General features: G+C 63.0%; 17 protein-coding genes and 2 pseudogenes. 6 read left to right on the top strand and 13 right to left on the bottom strand.

Annotation, left to right across the window (positions count from 1 at the left end; genetic code table 11):
• Nucleotides 1-3 precede the first annotated feature (3 nt).
• Nucleotides 4-1,443, bottom strand: a complete 1,440-nt coding sequence (locus FFS10_RS11740) for an NAD-dependent succinate-semialdehyde dehydrogenase (RefSeq protein WP_137894653.1) — start codon at nt 1,441-1,443, stop codon at nt 4-6.
• A 281-nt stretch (nt 1,444-1,724) separates the two neighbouring features.
• Here FFS10_RS11740 and FFS10_RS11735 point away from each other — a divergent pair, with 281 nt between their 5' ends.
• Both FFS10_RS11735 and FFS10_RS11730 read left to right on the top strand, forming a co-directional pair.
• Nucleotides 1,725-2,945: a bifunctional 3,4-dihydroxy-2-butanone-4-phosphate synthase/GTP cyclohydrolase II gene (locus tag FFS10_RS11735; protein WP_137894652.1), complete on the top strand. Its 1,221-nt coding sequence runs from the start codon at nt 1,725-1,727 to the stop codon at nt 2,943-2,945.
• Between the two features lie 61 nt (nt 2,946-3,006).
• Nucleotides 3,007-3,469 (top strand): annotated as a pseudogene (locus FFS10_RS11730) (IS701 family transposase); the annotation flags it as partial.
• 62 nt (nt 3,470-3,531) lie between these two features.
• On the opposite strand, the gene FFS10_RS11725 reads toward FFS10_RS11730, so the two are convergent.
• The 4 genes from FFS10_RS11725 to FFS10_RS11710 form a co-directional block, all read right to left on the bottom strand.
• Complete coding sequence (locus FFS10_RS11725) at nt 3,532-4,491, bottom strand: D-2-hydroxyacid dehydrogenase (protein ID WP_137894651.1); 960 nt, start codon at nt 4,489-4,491, stop codon at nt 3,532-3,534.
• Between the two features lie 34 nt (nt 4,492-4,525).
• Nucleotides 4,526-5,521: a D-erythronate dehydrogenase gene (gene denD / locus FFS10_RS11720; RefSeq protein WP_137894650.1), complete on the bottom strand. Its 996-nt coding sequence runs from the start codon at nt 5,519-5,521 to the stop codon at nt 4,526-4,528.
• A gap of 90 nt (nt 5,522-5,611) precedes the next feature.
• Nucleotides 5,612-7,753, bottom strand: a complete 2,142-nt coding sequence (locus tag FFS10_RS11715) for an alpha-amylase family protein (protein WP_171016024.1) — start codon at nt 7,751-7,753, stop codon at nt 5,612-5,614.
• A gap of 11 nt (nt 7,754-7,764) precedes the next feature.
• Nucleotides 7,765-8,748 carry a Bug family tripartite tricarboxylate transporter substrate binding protein gene (locus tag FFS10_RS11710; protein WP_249931261.1) on the bottom strand — a complete coding sequence of 328 codons (984 nt, stop codon included), beginning with the start codon at nt 8,746-8,748 and terminating at the stop codon, nt 7,765-7,767.
• 224 nt (nt 8,749-8,972) lie between these two features.
• Here FFS10_RS11710 and FFS10_RS11705 point away from each other — a divergent pair, with 224 nt between their 5' ends.
• On the top strand, nt 8,973-10,016 hold the full coding sequence (locus FFS10_RS11705) for a LacI family DNA-binding transcriptional regulator (RefSeq protein WP_249931260.1): 1,044 nt from the start codon (nt 8,973-8,975) through the stop codon (nt 10,014-10,016).
• A 53-nt stretch (nt 10,017-10,069) separates the two neighbouring features.
• Here the strand turns inward: FFS10_RS11705 and FFS10_RS11700 are convergent, their stop codons facing one another.
• Entirely contained in the window at nt 10,070-10,468 is a 399-nt protein-coding gene (locus FFS10_RS11700; RefSeq protein WP_249931259.1) for an aldehyde dehydrogenase family protein, read from the bottom strand.
• Between FFS10_RS11700 and FFS10_RS11695 the strand changes: the two genes are divergently transcribed.
• The gene (locus FFS10_RS11695; RefSeq protein WP_502702866.1) at nt 10,418-10,609 is read left to right on the top strand and encodes a transposase domain-containing protein; all 192 of its coding nucleotides are present in this window, start codon (nt 10,418-10,420) and stop codon (nt 10,607-10,609) included. The two genes, FFS10_RS11700 and FFS10_RS11695, sit on opposite strands and share 51 nt — an antisense overlap.
• A 108-nt stretch (nt 10,610-10,717) precedes the next feature.
• On the opposite strand, the gene FFS10_RS23500 is transcribed toward FFS10_RS11695, so the two are convergent.
• From FFS10_RS23500 to FFS10_RS11670, 6 genes and pseudogenes are all read right to left on the bottom strand, one after another.
• A complete protein-coding gene (locus FFS10_RS23500; RefSeq protein WP_249931266.1) occupies nt 10,718-11,155 on the bottom strand; it encodes a hypothetical protein in 438 nt (145 codons plus the stop codon).
• Nucleotides 11,156-11,201: 46 nt separating this feature from the next.
• Nucleotides 11,202-11,474, bottom strand: a pseudogene (locus FFS10_RS23495) (alpha/beta hydrolase family protein); the annotation flags it as partial.
• 59 nt (nt 11,475-11,533) lie between these two features.
• Complete coding sequence (locus FFS10_RS23160; protein WP_212744123.1) at nt 11,534-11,809, bottom strand: class III extradiol ring-cleavage dioxygenase family protein; 276 nt, start codon at nt 11,807-11,809, stop codon at nt 11,534-11,536.
• 14 nt (nt 11,810-11,823) lie between these two features.
• Nucleotides 11,824-12,270, bottom strand: a complete 447-nt coding sequence (locus tag FFS10_RS11680) for a DoxX family protein (protein ID WP_249931258.1) — start codon at nt 12,268-12,270, stop codon at nt 11,824-11,826.
• 17 nt (nt 12,271-12,287) lie between these two features.
• Complete coding sequence (locus FFS10_RS11675) at nt 12,288-12,848, bottom strand: ester cyclase (protein WP_137894648.1); 561 nt, start codon at nt 12,846-12,848, stop codon at nt 12,288-12,290.
• 32 nt (nt 12,849-12,880) lie between these two features.
• Nucleotides 12,881-13,513, bottom strand: a complete 633-nt coding sequence (locus FFS10_RS11670; RefSeq protein ID WP_137894647.1) for an NADPH-dependent F420 reductase — start codon at nt 13,511-13,513, stop codon at nt 12,881-12,883.
• A 119-nt stretch (nt 13,514-13,632) separates the two neighbouring features.
• Between FFS10_RS11670 and FFS10_RS11665 the strand changes: the two genes are divergently transcribed.
• Both FFS10_RS11665 and FFS10_RS11660 read left to right on the top strand, forming a co-directional pair.
• Entirely contained in the window at nt 13,633-14,532 is a 900-nt protein-coding gene (locus tag FFS10_RS11665) for a LysR family transcriptional regulator (RefSeq protein WP_137894646.1), read from the top strand.
• 108 nt (nt 14,533-14,640) lie between these two features.
• Complete coding sequence (locus FFS10_RS11660) at nt 14,641-15,447, top strand: LacI family DNA-binding transcriptional regulator (RefSeq protein WP_249931257.1); 807 nt, start codon at nt 14,641-14,643, stop codon at nt 15,445-15,447.
• Nucleotides 15,448-15,481: 34 nt separating this feature from the next.
• On the opposite strand, the gene FFS10_RS11655 is transcribed toward FFS10_RS11660, so the two are convergent.
• A partial coding sequence (locus FFS10_RS11655; protein WP_137894645.1) for an aldehyde dehydrogenase family protein occupies nt 15,482-15,631 on the bottom strand: 150 nt, incomplete at its 5' end.

Raw genomic sequence — 15,631 nt, 5'->3', positions numbered from 1 at the left:
CTCTCAGTCGTTCATCACAGCGATTGAACGAACGTTCAGGTAGGCATCCAAGGCCTCTTGACCGCCTTCGGTGCCATACCCGGAATCCTTGATGCCGCCAAAGGGCATTTCGGCCGAAGTCACCGCCGAGGTGTTGATCCAGAGCAGGCCCACCTCGAGCGCCCTGGAAAGAATGTCGGATGTTTTGAGAGATCGCGTATAGGCATAGCCGGCCAATCCGTAGGAGAGTCGGTTGGCCTCAGTGAGGGCTTCTTCGAGTGTGTCAAAAGAGCGTATCGGTGCGATCGGCCCAAAGGGCTCTTCGTTGAACACCTTCGCATCCAATGGAACGTCGGCCAATACGGTTGGGCTCCAAAAGTTCCCGTCCGAACCTATGCGATGACCTCCCGTCAGCACAGACGCACCGCGTGCAACGGCGTCGCTCGTGAGTTCTTCCATGGCCTTGACGCGCCTCTCGTTGGCCAGCGGCCCTATCTGCGAGTCTTCCTTCAGGCCATCGCCCACGAGCAGGTTCTCCGTCTGCCTGACAAACTCGGAAGCAAAATCCTTCGCAATGCTTCGGTGCACCAGAAACCGGGTCGGACAGATGCAGATCTGACCCGCATTCCGGTATTTGCCCATCACCGAGGTCTTGACGGCGCGCTCCAGGTCAGCGTCCTCACACACGATCACGGGAGCATGCCCACCGAGTTCCATGGTCACACGTTTCATGTGCTGGCCAGCCAGTGAAGCCAGTTGCTTGCCGACGGCCGTAGAGCCCGTGAAGGACATCTTGCGAATGAAAGGATGCTTGATCAGATAGCTGGATATTTCCGCGGGGTTGCCAAACACGAGTCCAAGCACCCCAGGAGGAAGCCCGGCGTCGGCAAAGGCCTTGATCAAGGCGGCGGGACTGGCAGGGGTTTCCTCCGGTGCCTTGACCAGCATCGAACAGCCGGTCGCGAGACCAGCACCCAGTTTGCGGGCCAGTTGGTTGACAGGAAAGTTCCACGGGGTGAAGGCAGCCACCGGGCCAACGGGATCGCGCACCACCATCTGCCGCAGGGCGAGACTCGAGCGAGAAGGCACCAGACGCCCGTAGACGCGCGTTCCCTCCTCCGAAAACCATTCAATGATGTCGGCGGCAGCCAGCACTTCCGCGGTGGCCTCTCTCAAGGGCTTACCTTGCTCCATCGTCAGGTATGTCGCGATTTCACTGGACCGTTCCCTGATCAGCACCGCAGCCTTCCGCATCAGCTTTCCTCTCTCGCTGGGCGTCATGTTGCGCCATGTCTCAAACCCTTTTTGTGCTGCTGCAACCGCTTCGTCCAGGTCATCCAGGCAAGCGTGGGCCACGCGCCCGATTTCCTGTCCACTGGCAGGATTGACTACTGGCAAGGTCTTGCCATCTCGGCTTTCACGCCAGATGTTGTTGACAAAGAGAAGGGTGTCTCCGTAGCTCATGCTTTTCCTTTCGTGTGAGTGCTTGACCGCGCATTTCGCGTCCTTCACATGCACGCGAACAACGTGCCAGCTGCTTTGCGCATGAAAGATAGACACGACACGGATGATTTGTGTCGCAAGAACCGGGGTTGCGACACTTGGCTGTCGCAATTGACGCATCTAGAGACCGAGGCCCTTCCTAAGTCCTTGATTTTGAAAGTCACCGTCCGGCGGCACGCATCTGGCTAGTTTGAACAGCAGCAGAACCTACCCTGCTGCATATTCAGACTAAGGAGACATGTATGCCCTTCAACACCATTGAGGAAGCCCTGGCAGCGCTCGCCAAGGGACAGATGATCGTCGCGGTCGACGACGAGGATCGGGAAAACGAGGGGGACCTCATCCTTGCGGCAGAGCATGCCACCACAGAGGCCGTGGCGTTCATGGTGCGGCACACGAGCGGCATGCTCTGCGTGGCTCTTCAAGGTGAACGCCTGGATGAACTGGAGTTGCCCCTGATGGTGGAGCGGAACTCGGACTCCATGCAAACGGCCTATACCGTTACCGTCGACTATCGGCACAACACCACCACAGGAATTTCCGCAGCGGATCGTTCGTCTACGATTCGTGCATTGGTTGACCCTCAGGCATCTGCATCGGATTTCAACCGACCTGGTCATGTTTTCCCATTGCGCGCGGTGGAAGGCGGCGTGCTTCAGCGCCCGGGGCACACCGAGGCGACGGTGGACTTGACGCTGCTTGCAGGTCTGCGTCCTGGCGGTGTACTGGCCGAAATCGTCAATGACGACGGTTCCATGGCGCGTCGCAAAGATCTGGAGGTGTTCGCCAAGACCCATGGGCTGCTCATCATCACGATTTCCGATCTGGTGAACTATCGGCTGAAGCAAGCGCAAGTGCACAAAGAATCACAGGCACGCATTCCTACGCGTCACGGTATGTTCACAGCGCTGGTCTACAAATCGCCAGCCAGTCCACATGAACACCTCGCCTTGGTCATGGGCGACGTGCAAGGCCAAGAGAACGTTCTCGTGAGGGTTCACTCCGAATGCCTGACTGGCGATACGTTCGGTTCCCTGAGGTGTGATTGTCAACAGCAGCTGCAAGCTTCGCTGGCGGCTGTAGGACGAGAGGGACGAGGTGTCGTGCTCTATCTGCGGGGGCACGAGGGTCGCGGCATCGGTCTCACGCACAAACTGCGTGCTTACGCATTGCAGGATGACGGGTTTGATACCGTTGACGCCAACCTCAAACTGGGGCTTCAGGTGGACGCCCGCGACTACACGGTAGGAGCCAAGATACTGCAGGATCTGGGCATCACGAGCATGCGCTTGTTGACCAACAACCCTGCCAAGTACCGCTGCATTGCTGAATTCGGGCTGCGCATATCAGAGAAGGTGGCGCTTCACACTCCACCAACCAGGGAGAACCTCGCCTATCTGGAGACCAAGCAGAGAAGGATGGGGCACACCTTGCAAGAGTCTCTGAGTCAAGCCGTCGTTTGAGCTGAAATCGGTTGTTCCCGGAGGGCTGGGAAGCGGGAGGCTGATAGCCGAGGGCGGAATGAGGCGGGTACGTGCAGCGCACCGCGACCAGCAGCGCAGCGAGCTGCGCGAGCCGCAATGGCTGCTCATCGAGTGGCGCGAGGGCCACGACGAACCGCTGAAGTACTGGTTGTCCACGTTGCCCGAAGACACGCCGCTGCAGCGCATGGTGTTTGAAGCCAAGATGCGCTGACGCATCGAGCGCGACTACCAGGATCTCAAGCAGGATCTGGGCCTCGGACAGTACGAAGGCCAGGGCTGGCGCGGCATTCACCATCACGCCAGCCTCAGCATTGCCGCGTACGGCTTCCTGCTCGCGCAACGGCTGCAGCATCCCGACGAGATCGACGGTAAAAAACTCCGGCCGTCAAGTGCCTGCCCTACCCACGCATTACAAACCTCGGGGAAGCCAAGAGGGCGCAGCGCCACGTCCCATCCTCCATCACGAGCTTGCGATTGCGTATCGGCGCTCTGCTGGCTCGTGACCTGCCCCGGTGTCCCTCTTGTCTTCGGCATCAACGAGCACCAAATATCTAACACAGTAAAACTAGTAACCCGCTCGCTTATCAACAACGTTGCTCAAAGGAAGACCTTGACTGAAACGGGCAAGGTTGTCGCGAAAGATGGTGAAAGAACGTTCGTACGTCTCCCATGTCGTAGCGCCATTGTGCGGGGTCACGATGGTGTTTGGCGCTGTCCAAAATGGGCTTCCTGGCGGAAGCGGCTCCTCGGTGTGCGCATCCAGCCCCGCACCGGCGATCCAGCCTTCGTTGAGCGCGCGCAGCAAGGCATCGTCGTCCGCAATGCCACCACGGGAGAAGCAGATGTAGTGCGCCGTCCTCTTCATCCGCCGAAATTCGGCCTCACCCAGCATCCCCCGTGTCTCTGGCGTCAGCGGAGCGGCGTTGACCAGTACGTCGCATTCCTGCAGGAACAAATGCAGGTCGGAAATGGGGAAGACCTGGTCGAAGTTCTGGAGAGCCCTGCCGGAGCGGCTGACGCCAAGCACACGCATATGGAAAGCCTTCGCCTTGATCGCCAAATCCTGACCGGAATGGCCGGTCCCGAGGATGCCCACGGTCTTTCCACACAATTCCGAATGCGTCCTGCGCTCCCACTTCCTGGCGCGCTGGCTATCGAACCACTTCATGGCGTCGCGGTTCAGAAGAAGCATCAGCATCATCGCGTGCTCGGCAAGCGGAATGGCTCCGTTTCCCTTGGAGCATGTGAATAGGACGTCGCTGTCGACCAGCGTCGGAAACAGCTGATGGTCGGGCCCCGCCAGCCAGCTGTGCAGCCACTTGAGCGACGACGCACGCTGGAACAGCGGTTCGGACAGCCGGCCGGCAATGACGTCGGCATCCGCGACGAACGGCTCCATCTCCTCCTCGCTCGTGAAGGAGCGAATCTCGGCAAGGGGCGCGACCGCCCGCAGTTCTGCAAGCCTCGTCTCATCGACTTGCGAAAACGGCGGATTGACCAGTACGAGGGGATTCCTCTTCCTCATTGGGGCACCTTGATCTTCATCAGGGTAAGGGCAGTCAGGTGGGCATGGCAGGCGCATGGTCACGCACGTACTGGGCGATGACTCCGCGGAAATCGAGATCGGCCGACAGGCCCAGCCGCTCGGCGCGATCGCTTTGAAAGCGCGCCGGCCAACCACCGACGATGCGTTCGATCGCCGGGTCACGCTGGAAGCGCACGCGCTGCGTGGCCGCTGTGCCGCCGACCTCCTGCAGCGCGGCCAGCATCTCGCCGATCGTCACAGTCAGAGCCGGCAGGTTCAGCGCGGTGCGTCCGCCGAAATCCTCCCGCGGGGCTTCGGCCACCGTGAGGATGCCGGCCACGGTGTTTGCCGGCGAGGCCAGTGCCACCGCGGTGTCGGGACTGACGGGGCAGATTGCCTCGACGCCGGCCAGCGGCTCGCGCACGATGCCGGAGAGGAAACTGGAGGCCGCGCCGTTGGGTCGGCCAGGCCGCACTGACACGGTCATCAGTCGGGCGCAGCGGCCGTCGATGTAGCCCTTGCGCGTGTAGTCGCTCACCAGTTGCTCGCACACGAACTTGTGGATGCCGTAGCTCGATTGCGGCGTGGGCAGCGTGCGGTCGTCCACCACCGCCGGCAGCGGCAGTGCGGGGTCGGAGCCGTACACCGCCACCGACGACGAGAAGAAGAACAGGGGCGCGAGGCCGCTGCGCTGTGCCTGCACGCGACAGGCGTCCAGCAACGCCCGCGTGGCGTCGAGATTGGAGCGCAGTCCCAGCTCGAAGTCGGCTTCGCATTCGGCGGAGACAGCAGAGGCGAGGTGGAACACTGCGTCCACCGGTGCGTCCATCAGCGCGGGCAGCTGCGCCAGCAGGTCGCCCGCCCGGGAGCATACGCGCGGATCTGCGAGCAGCTGCGGGTCGCGGGTTTCCACCAGGTCGGCCAGCAGCAGGGAATCGATGCGCTCGCCGCGCAGGGTGCCGCGCGCCAGGAGCTCGCGCGCCAGCAGCGAGCCCAGGAATCCGGCACCGCCGGTGATCATCACTTTCATTCCTGTGTGTCCTTGTAGGTTTGGGGCCAGGCGACGCAGCCAGGTGCGGTTCACCGTGCTTTCGCCCGGCGTGTCATGGCGGCGGCCATGCTATTCGACATCCAGCTGTAGCGCGGTGTATTCGAGCAATTCGGGAAGCTTCACGTTCACCGTGAGGCAGTCGGCGCGATCGTCGTAGCTGCCGCTGATTTCCGCGGCTCGGCCTTCTCCGCGCAACGCGGTGGCCGTCTTCAGGCGCTTCGCGCCAGGAAGTTGCAACTGCACCTCGACGCCGTGAACGGGAACCAACGCCGCGATTGGCCGGCGTGGCGCCGCAGTGAGGTTGATCGCATGCAGCAGGTACTTGCCTGGCGCGCCACGCACCTTGTTCAGGGCCAGCTGCACGCTGGCCGGCGCGTTGGTCGTCACCGGGTTGGCACCGGCAAGCAGGTGGCGCACGGCGTTGGCCAGCAGGCGCGAGAAGTCCAGGTGGCCATGCATCGCCACGTTGCGATCGATGGGCGTGCTGAAGTAGACGCACTCGCCCGCGCCGAAGCGGTTCAACACCACGGTGGGATGGTCGGTCTGCAGCGAGTTCACCCACGCCCGCTCCGGCGGTTGCGGATAGATCCGGGGTACGTAGCCCAGCGGCGCCTCCACCTGGTCGTCGCGCTTGCGCACCAGCAGCGTGTTGCCCCAGTTGGCCACCAGTTCGGTATCTTCCAGGCCGGCAGTCAGCGGATGGCCGGGCTGCACATGCTGGTAGCCCCACAAAGTGGAGTCCTTCTGCAGGCCCGTGTAGTGGCAGCCGAACACGTCGGCCAGGCCGAAGTCGGCGCGTTGGCTGCCGTCCGGATTGCACAGCGAAGTCTGGTGGGTGGCCAGCAGCCGGCCGCCGCCGGCGACGAAGGCGCGGATCGCCTCGATCTCGCGCTCGCCCAGCACTGCTGCATTCGGGACGGCCAACAGCCGAACGCCCTGCAGCGCATCGGCGCCCAGGTCGGCATCGCGGATGAAGCGGTACTGCACATGTGCGTCCAGCAGCGCCTGCTCCAAGCCCATCACGTGGGTGAAGTAGCGGTCCTGGCTGCGGTCGTTGTCGCTGAAGCGGATGTCAGACTGCTGCGAATAGAGGATGGCAACGGCGGCGGCCGGCTGCTGGCCGTGCAGCACGCCCTGGTGCTCCTTCATCCAGGCGAAGATGTCGGAACCCAGGTAGGCGTTGCGGCGGTCGGGCGCGCGGCCCGGGTGCTGGCCGGTGAAGGTGCAATCCCACAGCGAGCCCCCCGCGCTGATCGCCTGCCACATCCAGATGCGCACTTCGGCCGGTGCGCCGGACACATAGCGCAGATGGTTGGCAGTGCCCAGGTGGCCGTACAGCACCACCGGCGTCTTGTCGGCGTCCAGCGACTGCTGGAACTTGACCAGCGTGGCCGGCGCCTGCAGCGGCTCGTGGTAGGCCACGAACAGCGGCATCACCATGAAATCCATCGTCGCCTTGACCGCGTAGGCGTCGTAGCTGGCCTTCTTGTAGTACTCGTAGAACAGCCCGAAGATCTCGGCGCAGAAGGCCTTGTCCTCGCCGTAGCCCTTGACCTCGGCCTGGAAGTTCTTCAGGTGGGTCATCAGCTTGCCGGCTTTCCAGCCGCGGTACTCGTCGTACTGCGGGCTGTCGAAGTTGCCACCGCGCGGCAGCTCTTTGCCGAGGTCTCGCCGGTAGCCTTCGGAACAGCGCTGGCAGTAGCAGGCGCCCATCTGCATCGGCGCGTTTTCCCAGATGCCGTCGATGTCGTAGCGCCTGAACAGCTCGCGGGCGTAGCCGAAGGCGTGCTCGTTGCGGTACCAGCCCAGGTAGCAAGGGGCATACAGCGTCTCGGGCAGCGGCTCGCCATGCCATTGGAAGGGTACCGGCTTGCCCTCGGCATCGACCGCGAACCAGTCCGGGTGCTGGTCGTAGTGGCGCTTGTCGACACCGCGGAAATCCACCCGCACGATCACGCGGATGCCGGCAGCGCGGCAGGCCTTCGTGACGTCCGCCAGGATGTCCCGCTCGCCCATGAAGCGGTTCGGGCTGGAGATCGCCAGGTCATGGCGGAAGAAGTCGACGATGCCGCCGCCGTTGACGATGAAGACGTTGGCGTGCGTGTCCTTCAGGTACTGCACCACGCCTTCCACGTCGTAGTCGACGATGTCGATCTCGCGCAACACCGTCTGCTGGATGCGCAGCTGCTGTTCGTACCACTTGCCCGTCATGTCGTGCTCCATCACTCGACCTTGGCGCCCGAGGCCTTGACCGCCGGCATCCATTTCTGCCGCTCCTGGTTCAGGAAGGTTCCGTACTGCTGGGGCGTCATCGGCCGCGGGGTCTGGCCGTCGGCAGCCAGTTCCTTCTTCATCTCGGGTGTGGCCAGGATGGCGTTCAGCTCCTTGTTGATCCGTTCCGCCGCGGCGGCCGGCGTGCCCGCCGGGGCGTTCAGACCGAACCAGATCGTGACGTCGTAGCCCTTCAGCCCCACCTCCTCTGCAGTCGGAACGTCTGGGAACAGCGAGGACCGGTTCTTGCCGGAAATCAGCACCGCACGGGTCTTTCCGTTCTGCACAAAGTCCTTCAGGGCCGTGCCCTCGCTGCCGAATACCATGTCGATCCGACCCTCGTAGAGATCGACTCGCAGCGGGGAGATGGCCTTGTAGGGGATGTGCCTGATCTGGGTCCGGGTCATCGACTTGAACATCTCCATTGCCAAGTGGTTCGAGGAGCCGCTGCCGGAGGAACCGTAGGTGAGCCGATCCGGCTCGCGCTTGGCCATGTCGATGAGGTCTTTGATGCCTTTGACGGGCAGGTCGCTGCGCACGACGAGCACGTTGCTGGTGCTGGAGATCAGGCCGACCGGGTCGAAATCCTTGGCGGCGTCGTAGCGAAGCTTGTCGTAAAGCGCCGGGTTGATCGCCAAGGTGCCGGTGGTTGCCAGGAACAAGGTGTAACCGTCAGGCTTGGCGCGCGCCACGGTCTCGGCGCCGATGGTGCCGCCAGCACCGCCGCGATTGTCGATGACCACCGGTTGGCCCAGGCGGATGGAGAGCTTCTGCCCGATGGAGCGAGCGATCGCATCGGTGGGGCCTCCCGGTGCATTCGGCACGACGATGGTGATCGGCCGCTCGGGATAGGTGCTCGCGCCCGACAGGGCGGGTGTCAGTGCGAGCGCGGAAACGGAGCCGAAGAAGGTAATGCGTGCAATGAGTGATTTCACGATGTCTCCTGGGATGGTGGGGTGCCGACCGGAATCGGAGCGGCACGGAAGGTCTGCAATGGCAATGCAATTATGTGTATGCTTATGATGCAAATGGTGTGCAAATAGTCCGGTCGAACCCTAGGGGCCGCTTGGAGCTAGCGCGCTCACAGCACCTCCCCGGTGCAAGCGGTGCCGTTTGCGTGCGACAATTTCTTTTTTTGCACCGCTTTAGGAGGTGGTTTTTGGAAAACGCCCATCCAGCGGCGACCGCGCGCCTGGAAGACGTCGCCAGGCTCGTCGGATGCTCCATCTCTACGGCATCGCGTGCGCTCGCGGGAAATTCAGCGATCAGCCCCGCCATGCGGGTTCGCATTCAGGAGGCGGCAGCCCAGCTTGGGTATTGCGTGCCCGTCGTGGGCCGAAAGACCGGGAAAAGCAAGACCCGCACCGTCGGCGTCGTCATCGATGTTTTGCAGAACAATCCATTCATGACACAGCTGCTTGAGCACTTGCACGTTGCTTTGCACAAGGCGGGCTACCAAGTGATGCTTTTCATGGATTCGCAGATCCAGCGCAGCAATGTGTCCTCAGCCCGACCCCTGATCGACGATTACCTGGAGGGAATGATCTTTGCCACGGCAACACTCGGCGCGAAGATCGTTCTCGACCTGCACGACCGCGGCATGCCGATCGTGCTGGTCGTGCGGTCGATCGGCTCCGACAAGATCGATACGGTCGAGATCGACAATGTGCACGCTGGCGCGGAGGCCGCCCGGCATCTCCATGAGCTCGGACATCGGGAGATCGGGCTTGTGATGGGACCCCAGAACACCTCCACCAGCCGCGACCGCGCGGAAGGAGCGCTGACCAACCTTGCTGCCGCCGGCATCGAGCGCGACCAAGTGCGGCTGACCTGGGGGGAGTACACGTCCGAAAGCGGCTATTCGGCAGCGATGTCGCTGCTTTCGCGGGTCGACCCCGTGACGGCGATCATCGCCGCGAACGATACCGTGGCCCTGGGTGTGCTGGAGGCGTGCAAGCGGCGCGGTGTCGAGGTCCCCGGGCAGTTGTCCGTGGTCGGCTTCGACGACATCCCGCTGGCCGGGTCACCCCTGATCGGGCTGACGACCATCCGCCAGCCGGTCGAAGCCATGGCCCGACTGGCGGCCCAAAGGCTGGTGGAGCGCATGCAGTTGCGGGGACCGGCGCAGCCGGTGCGAGATATTCTTCCCGTCCATCTGGTCAGCCGTGGCAGCACGGGCCGGCCACGCGCGCGTACCGTTTGACGGGAGCCGCGGCTGCTGATCCGCGTGCCCCCAAGGGGCCCGCTGCCGACGGATCAAAAGGGGTACTGCTGACCGTTGGGCTCAATGGTCAACCATTTGAGCTCGGTGAATTCATCAATGACTGCGCGCCCGTCGAATCGGCCGTATCCGCTGTCCTTGGTGCCACCATAGGGTGCCTGTGCCTCGTTCTGAACCGTCGATCCATTGACGTGGACCGAGCCGTATTCCAGGTCCATGGCCACCGCCAATGCGCGGTTGACGTCGCGACCAAACACGCCCGACGACAGACCATAGGCGCTGTCGTTGGCCACGTCTATGGCCTCTTGCGGCCCCTTGACGCGCACGACCACGGTGATCGGGCCGAAGGTTTCCTGATCGTAGCTCTTCATGTTCGGCTTGACATGGTCCAAGATGGTGGCGGACATCACCGCACCCGAGGCCACTCCGGTCAACGCGCGGCGGCCGTGATGAGCCTGATCCAGTCGGCTCGCATGAACGGCCTCGACCCCTTTGCCTATCTCAAGGACATCCTCAATCGGCTGCCCACACACAGGGCCAGCCGTATCGAGGAGTTGCTGTCGAATCATTGGTAGCCCACGAGCACCGTCGACGCCTGAAGGTCGACCACGGCGGCCACCAACGGTCAACTTGGGCTGGCCGGACGGATACGGTGTTCCTTGAAATGGAGCCTGTCGATCCCGTTACTTCGCGAAGTACATCGTCCGGAACGCCATGCCATCACGCAAGGTCACAATGGCATTGAATCCCAGGTGATGCATGCACTCGCGCAGGATCAGCAATGCGGCGGCGGGCATGCCACGGGTCGGAGCGTTGGAGCCGGTGTCACGGCCTGCGAGCGACGCCGCGGCCAGATGCTCGAAAAGCAATTCCACGTCGCCGCGACCGAGACGCCCGCCGTCGGCTTGCAGCCCTGGAAGTGCTCTCAGCAGCGGATCGAATGTGGCGATCTCGCCGCGGTCGGCATGCGCAAGATGCTCGCTCATCAGCGCCGTTTCGACTTCGTCGATCGCTAGTTCCAGCTGCAACGGGCTGGGGAGACCTTGTTGCCAATGACGGTCGGCGAGCCCACGAGGTGCGATCGCGATCCTGAAGACTTCCTCGGTGCCCGCGTGAAACACCGTCCGGTCCGGCTCGAAGCTCAGGTACGTGGGCGCCTACAAGTGTCGTATTTTCCGGACCGACACCGCTGGCGCGCTGCCATTTCTCAATCGTCTCTACGAAGCGATCCATCGTGGCAGCGATGCGGCTCGGTCGGTTGTCCTCAGTGATGCCGCGGACGGAAAACCATTGCCAACCCGATCCCAGGTCGGACGCGTCGGGCGACTGCACGCTCACCACCCAGGCCAGTGGACGTCGAGCGGCCAAGCTCTTGCCCAGCGCCCGCAGGTCCTCAGCGCTTGAGCCCATGCCGTGAAAGAGCAGCACAATTTCGGCCATTCGGTCGGCGGCCAGTTCGGGCATGCGGATGAGCAGGTCGTTCATCGGGGGCTATTCGTTCATTGTGTGGCGCCGAAGACGAACACGTCCATCGACAGCACGCCGTGTGCGATGCCGCCTTCCAGCGCTCGCGAAGTTTGTGACGACGCGCCGGCGGCGGCCACCAGCAACGGCCAGGCATGCGGCGCGTCCGCCCAGTGCGGCGAGAAGATGAGCACGACTGCGGGCCGCGGCAACTCGCGACCCAGCATCGCGAGCTGAGCGGCTGCCCGCCCACCGTCCAACGCAAAGGTTGGCGCTCCGTGGGAGACGAAGATGGCGGGCAGGCGGCCCATCGTCGCGATCCCCCTCAGGCCTCTGTGGACAGCGCGCGGTCCACAGAGGCGCGGCCGGCACCGCTGAGCAGCAGGGAGAGAGACGCCGCGAACAGCGCCAGAGCGTACTCGATGCCGCCCTTGTCGAGGAAGAAGCCCTTGCCGATGTGGACCGACAGGATGGCCACCAGCATGGTGAACGACAACGCCGCTGCGGCCGGGCGCACCACCAGCCCGAGCACGAGCAGCAACCCTCCGAAGAATTCGGCCGCCCCTGCCAGCAAGGCCATCAGTACCCCAGGGTTCAGGCCGATCGAACCGAAGAACTGCCCGGTGCCTTCCAGGCCATAGCCGCCGAACCAGCCGAACAGCTTCTGGGCGCCGTGAGCGGCGAAGATGAGCCCGACAGGCACACGCAGTGCGAGCGCGGCAGCGCGGTCATCGGTGGAGAGCAGCCGTTGAAGGAAACTGTTCGAAATCACGTCGACACTCCTTCAGATTACTTGGCGCCCAGGCCGATCTGGTTCATGAAATCCTGGTTGTCCCAGAACAGCCATTCGTGGTCCATCGTGCCATCCTTCCAGTGGCCGATGGTGGCCATGCCGATCGCGAAGCGCTTCCCGGTCGGCTGGATGACCTTGCCGTCGGGCAGCGGCATCGGTTTTGTGAAGGTGCCGGTCATCACGCCGGTCACCGCCGTCCACGTCCCCGAGCCGAAACGGATCGGATGCGTCTTGATCGCGATGTCCGGCGCGAAGACGAACAGCGCCTTCAGGTCCTCGATGTGCTTGTCGATGCCTCTAGTTTCGTGACCATCCGGCCAGGTGACCACGATGTCCTTGGCATGGCTCTCGTGCAGACGGTCCCACTTCTGGTTGCTGAACACGTCGAAATCCAGCGTGTCGAAGACCTTCAGGTTCTTCTCGACCGCGGGCGCTTGACGTTCAGCCTTCGGCGGCGGGGTCGTCGGGTTCTCAGCCAGTGATTGGGCCTGCGCGGCCACAGCGGCTGAAGTGATCAAGGCGGTCAGTGCCACGGCCTTGGCAATGCGGGCAGTCATGTTCGTGCTCCTTTGAATCGCGTTGTGGACGCTCAAGCCTTGCGGATCCACGCCGGCGCGATGGACGTGCCCAACCCGGCGCCATAGCCGAGGTAAATGTTCAGACCGGCCAGCGGCTCAAGATAGCGGGCGTTCTTCAGGCCACCGGCATCGACGACGCTGAAGCCCATGCTTTCAGCCAATGCAACCGCCGTTTGCTTGGCCTGCTGGCTGTCGCCGGCGACGAAAACGCTGACCTTCTGGCCCTTGCCGAAGTCGGCGCCTTCGGCCAGCACCTGAGCGAATACCGTGTTGAAGGCCTTGACGATCTCGGCGTCGGGTACGGCCTTGGCGATTTCCTCCGCCGCCGATGTGCTGTGGCCGATGGTCAGCCCCATGTAATCGGCGGTCAGCGGGTTGGTGATGTCGATGACCACCTTGCCGGCCAGATTGCCTACCGAGCGCAGCGCAGCGACCGCATCTCCAAAGCCGGTGGCCAACACGACGGCGTCGGCACCCTCGGCAGCGCCTACGGTCGGCACGGCCTTGGCGCCGGGTGCCGAGGCGGCGACCTTGGCCGCCTTTTCCGCATCGCGGGCGGTCACGCTGACTTGGTGGCCGGCGCGGGTGAGTTGTTGAACGAATGCCGAACCCATGTTTCCGGCGCCGATGACAGTGACTTTCATGCTGTGACTCCTGTGGCACGCAGCGGGCTCGCTGCGATGGAGAAACTGTAGAGGCCCAAATCGCGGAGATAAATAGGCGTTCGACGCACAAATCATCCCGATTTTCGGGACAATGCTTCATGGACAAATTTCAAGAGATGCGTGCCTTCGTCGCGGTGGTCGAGGCCGGCAGCTTCGTGAAGGCGGCCGAGTCGTTACAGTCGTCGAAATCCGCGGTGTCGCGCCTCGTCGGCGATCTCGAGGCGCGGCTTGGCGTGCGCCTGCTGCACCGCACGACGCGAAGACTTTCGTTGACGAAGGAGGGCGAGGTCTTCCACGGGCGTTGCGTCGAACTACTCGGCAGCGTGGAGGAGGCCGAGGCCGAAATCACCGCGCAAGCCGGCGAGGTAATCGGCCAGCTCAGGGTCAACGTCCCGGTCACTTTCGGTCAGATGTACTTGGCGCCTCTGTGGCCAACCTTTATGGACCGCCACCCGAAGGTCACGCTGGACGTGACCCTGTCGGACCGCGTGGTCGATCTGGTCGATGAGGGTTTCGACCTGGCTGTACGCATTGCCCGCTTGCCCAGTTCCTCGTTGGTCTTGCGGTCACTTGCCTCTACGAGGCTGATCCTCTGTGCATCGCAGGACTATCTGCGTCGGCACGGCACACCGACCCAGCCTTCCGACCTGACCCACCACACCGTGAACATTTACACCCTGCTATCAATGGGTGACCAGTGGCAGTTCGAGGGCCCCGAAGGGCAGGCCAGCGTTAAGGTGGTGCCGCGCATGCGCAGCAACAGCGGGGACACTTGCGTGGAGGCCTCGCTTCGAGGGCAGGGCATCGTGCTTCAGCCATCATTTCTGGTTGGCGCGCATCTGCGGTCCGGGGCACTGGTCGAGGTGCTCCCGGAATACCGCTCTATCGAACTTGGCGTGTATGCGGTGTACCCGACGCGCAAGCACCTCACTCCTAAAGTGCGGGCGCTGATCGATTTCTTGGTGGAGGCCTTTCGGCGCGCACCCTGGCCGGCCTAGTACTACAGCCGTAGATCTCCTTTGCGTTCGCTAGCTGATCCACTACATGAATAACAGCGTATGCGAGCGCTTGCGAAGGCGTGGGAAGGAAAGCTTAGGAGGAAGCCCTTGGAAGACGCCCATCCACCGGCGGCCACGCGCCTGGAAGACGTCGCCAGGCTCGTCGGATGCTCCATCTCTACGGCATCCCGTGCGCTCGCAGGAAATTCAGCGATCAGCCCCGCCATGCGGGTTCGCATTCAGGAGGCGGCAGCCCAGCTTGGGTATTGCGTGCCCGTCGTGGGCCGGAAGACCGGGAAAAGCAAGACCCGCACCGTCGGTGTCGTCATCGATGTCTTGCAGAACAATCCGTTCATGACACAGCTGCTTGAACACTTGCACGTTGCCTTGCACAAAGCCGGCTACCAGGTGATGCTCTTCATGGATTCGCAGATCCAGCGCAGCAATGTGTCCTCAGCCCGACCCCTGATCGACGATTACCTGGAGGGAATGATCTTTGCCACGGCAACACTCGGCGCGAAGATCGTTCTCGACCTGCACGACCGCGGCATGCCGATCGTGCTGGTCGTGCGGTCGATCGGCTCCGACAAGATCGATACGGTCGAGATCGACAATGTGCACGCTGGCGCGGAGGCCGCCCGGCATCTCCATGAGCTCGGACATCGGGAGATCGGGCTTGTGATGGGACCCCAGAACACCTCCACCAGCCGCGACCGCGCGGAAGGAGCGCTGAACTACCTTGTCGCCAGCCGGTCGAAGCCATGGCTCGGCTGGCGGCCCAAAGGCTGGTGGAGCGCATGCAGTTGCGGGGACCGGCGCAGCCGGTGCGAGATATTCTTCCCGTACATCTGGTCAGCCGTGGCAGCACGGGCCGGCCACGCGCGCGTACCGTTTGACGGGAGCCGCGGCTGCTGATCCGCGTGCCCCCAAGGGGCCCGCTGCCGACGGATCAAAAGGGGTACTGCTGACCGTTGGGCTCAATGGTCAACCATTTGAGCTCGGTGAATTCATCAATGACTGCGCGCCCGTCGAATCGGCCGTATCCGCTGTCCTTGGTGCCACCATAGGGTGCCTGTGCCTCGTTCTGAACCGTCGATCC

This window comes from Ramlibacter sp. 2FC (genome assembly GCF_005503345.1).
Taxonomy (GTDB): domain Bacteria; phylum Pseudomonadota; class Gammaproteobacteria; order Burkholderiales; family Burkholderiaceae_C; genus SCMQ01.
Note: the sequence above shows the minus strand (reverse complement) of the source record. Positions and strands in the feature narration are given on the sequence as shown.

Bases quoted from the DNA above. Each gene is read 5' to 3' on its own strand.
- FFS10_RS11740 (WP_137894653.1), bottom strand. From the start codon at position 1,443: ATGAGCTACGGAGACACCCTTCTCTTTGTCAACAACATCTGGCGTGAA.
- FFS10_RS11735 (WP_137894652.1), top strand. From the start codon at position 1,725: ATGCCCTTCAACACCATTGAGGAAGCCCTGGCAGCGCTCGCCAAGGGA.
- FFS10_RS11725 (WP_137894651.1), bottom strand. From the start codon at position 4,491: ATGAGGAAGAGGAATCCCCTCGTACTGGTCAATCCGCCGTTTTCGCAA.
- denD (WP_137894650.1), bottom strand. From the start codon at position 5,521: ATGAAAGTGATGATCACCGGCGGTGCCGGATTCCTGGGCTCGCTGCTG.
- FFS10_RS11715 (WP_171016024.1), bottom strand. From the start codon at position 7,753: ATGACGGGCAAGTGGTACGAACAGCAGCTGCGCATCCAGCAGACGGTG.
- FFS10_RS11695 (WP_502702866.1), top strand. From the start codon at position 10,418: ATGGTCCAAGATGGTGGCGGACATCACCGCACCCGAGGCCACTCCGGT.
- FFS10_RS23160 (WP_212744123.1), bottom strand. From the start codon at position 11,809: ATGGGCCGCCTGCCCGCCATCTTCGTCTCCCACGGAGCGCCAACCTTT.
- FFS10_RS11675 (WP_137894648.1), bottom strand. From the start codon at position 12,848: ATGACTGCCCGCATTGCCAAGGCCGTGGCACTGACCGCCTTGATCACT.
- FFS10_RS11670 (WP_137894647.1), bottom strand. From the start codon at position 13,513: ATGAAAGTCACTGTCATCGGCGCCGGAAACATGGGTTCGGCATTCGTT.
- FFS10_RS11665 (WP_137894646.1), top strand. From the start codon at position 13,633: ATGGACAAATTTCAAGAGATGCGTGCCTTCGTCGCGGTGGTCGAGGCC.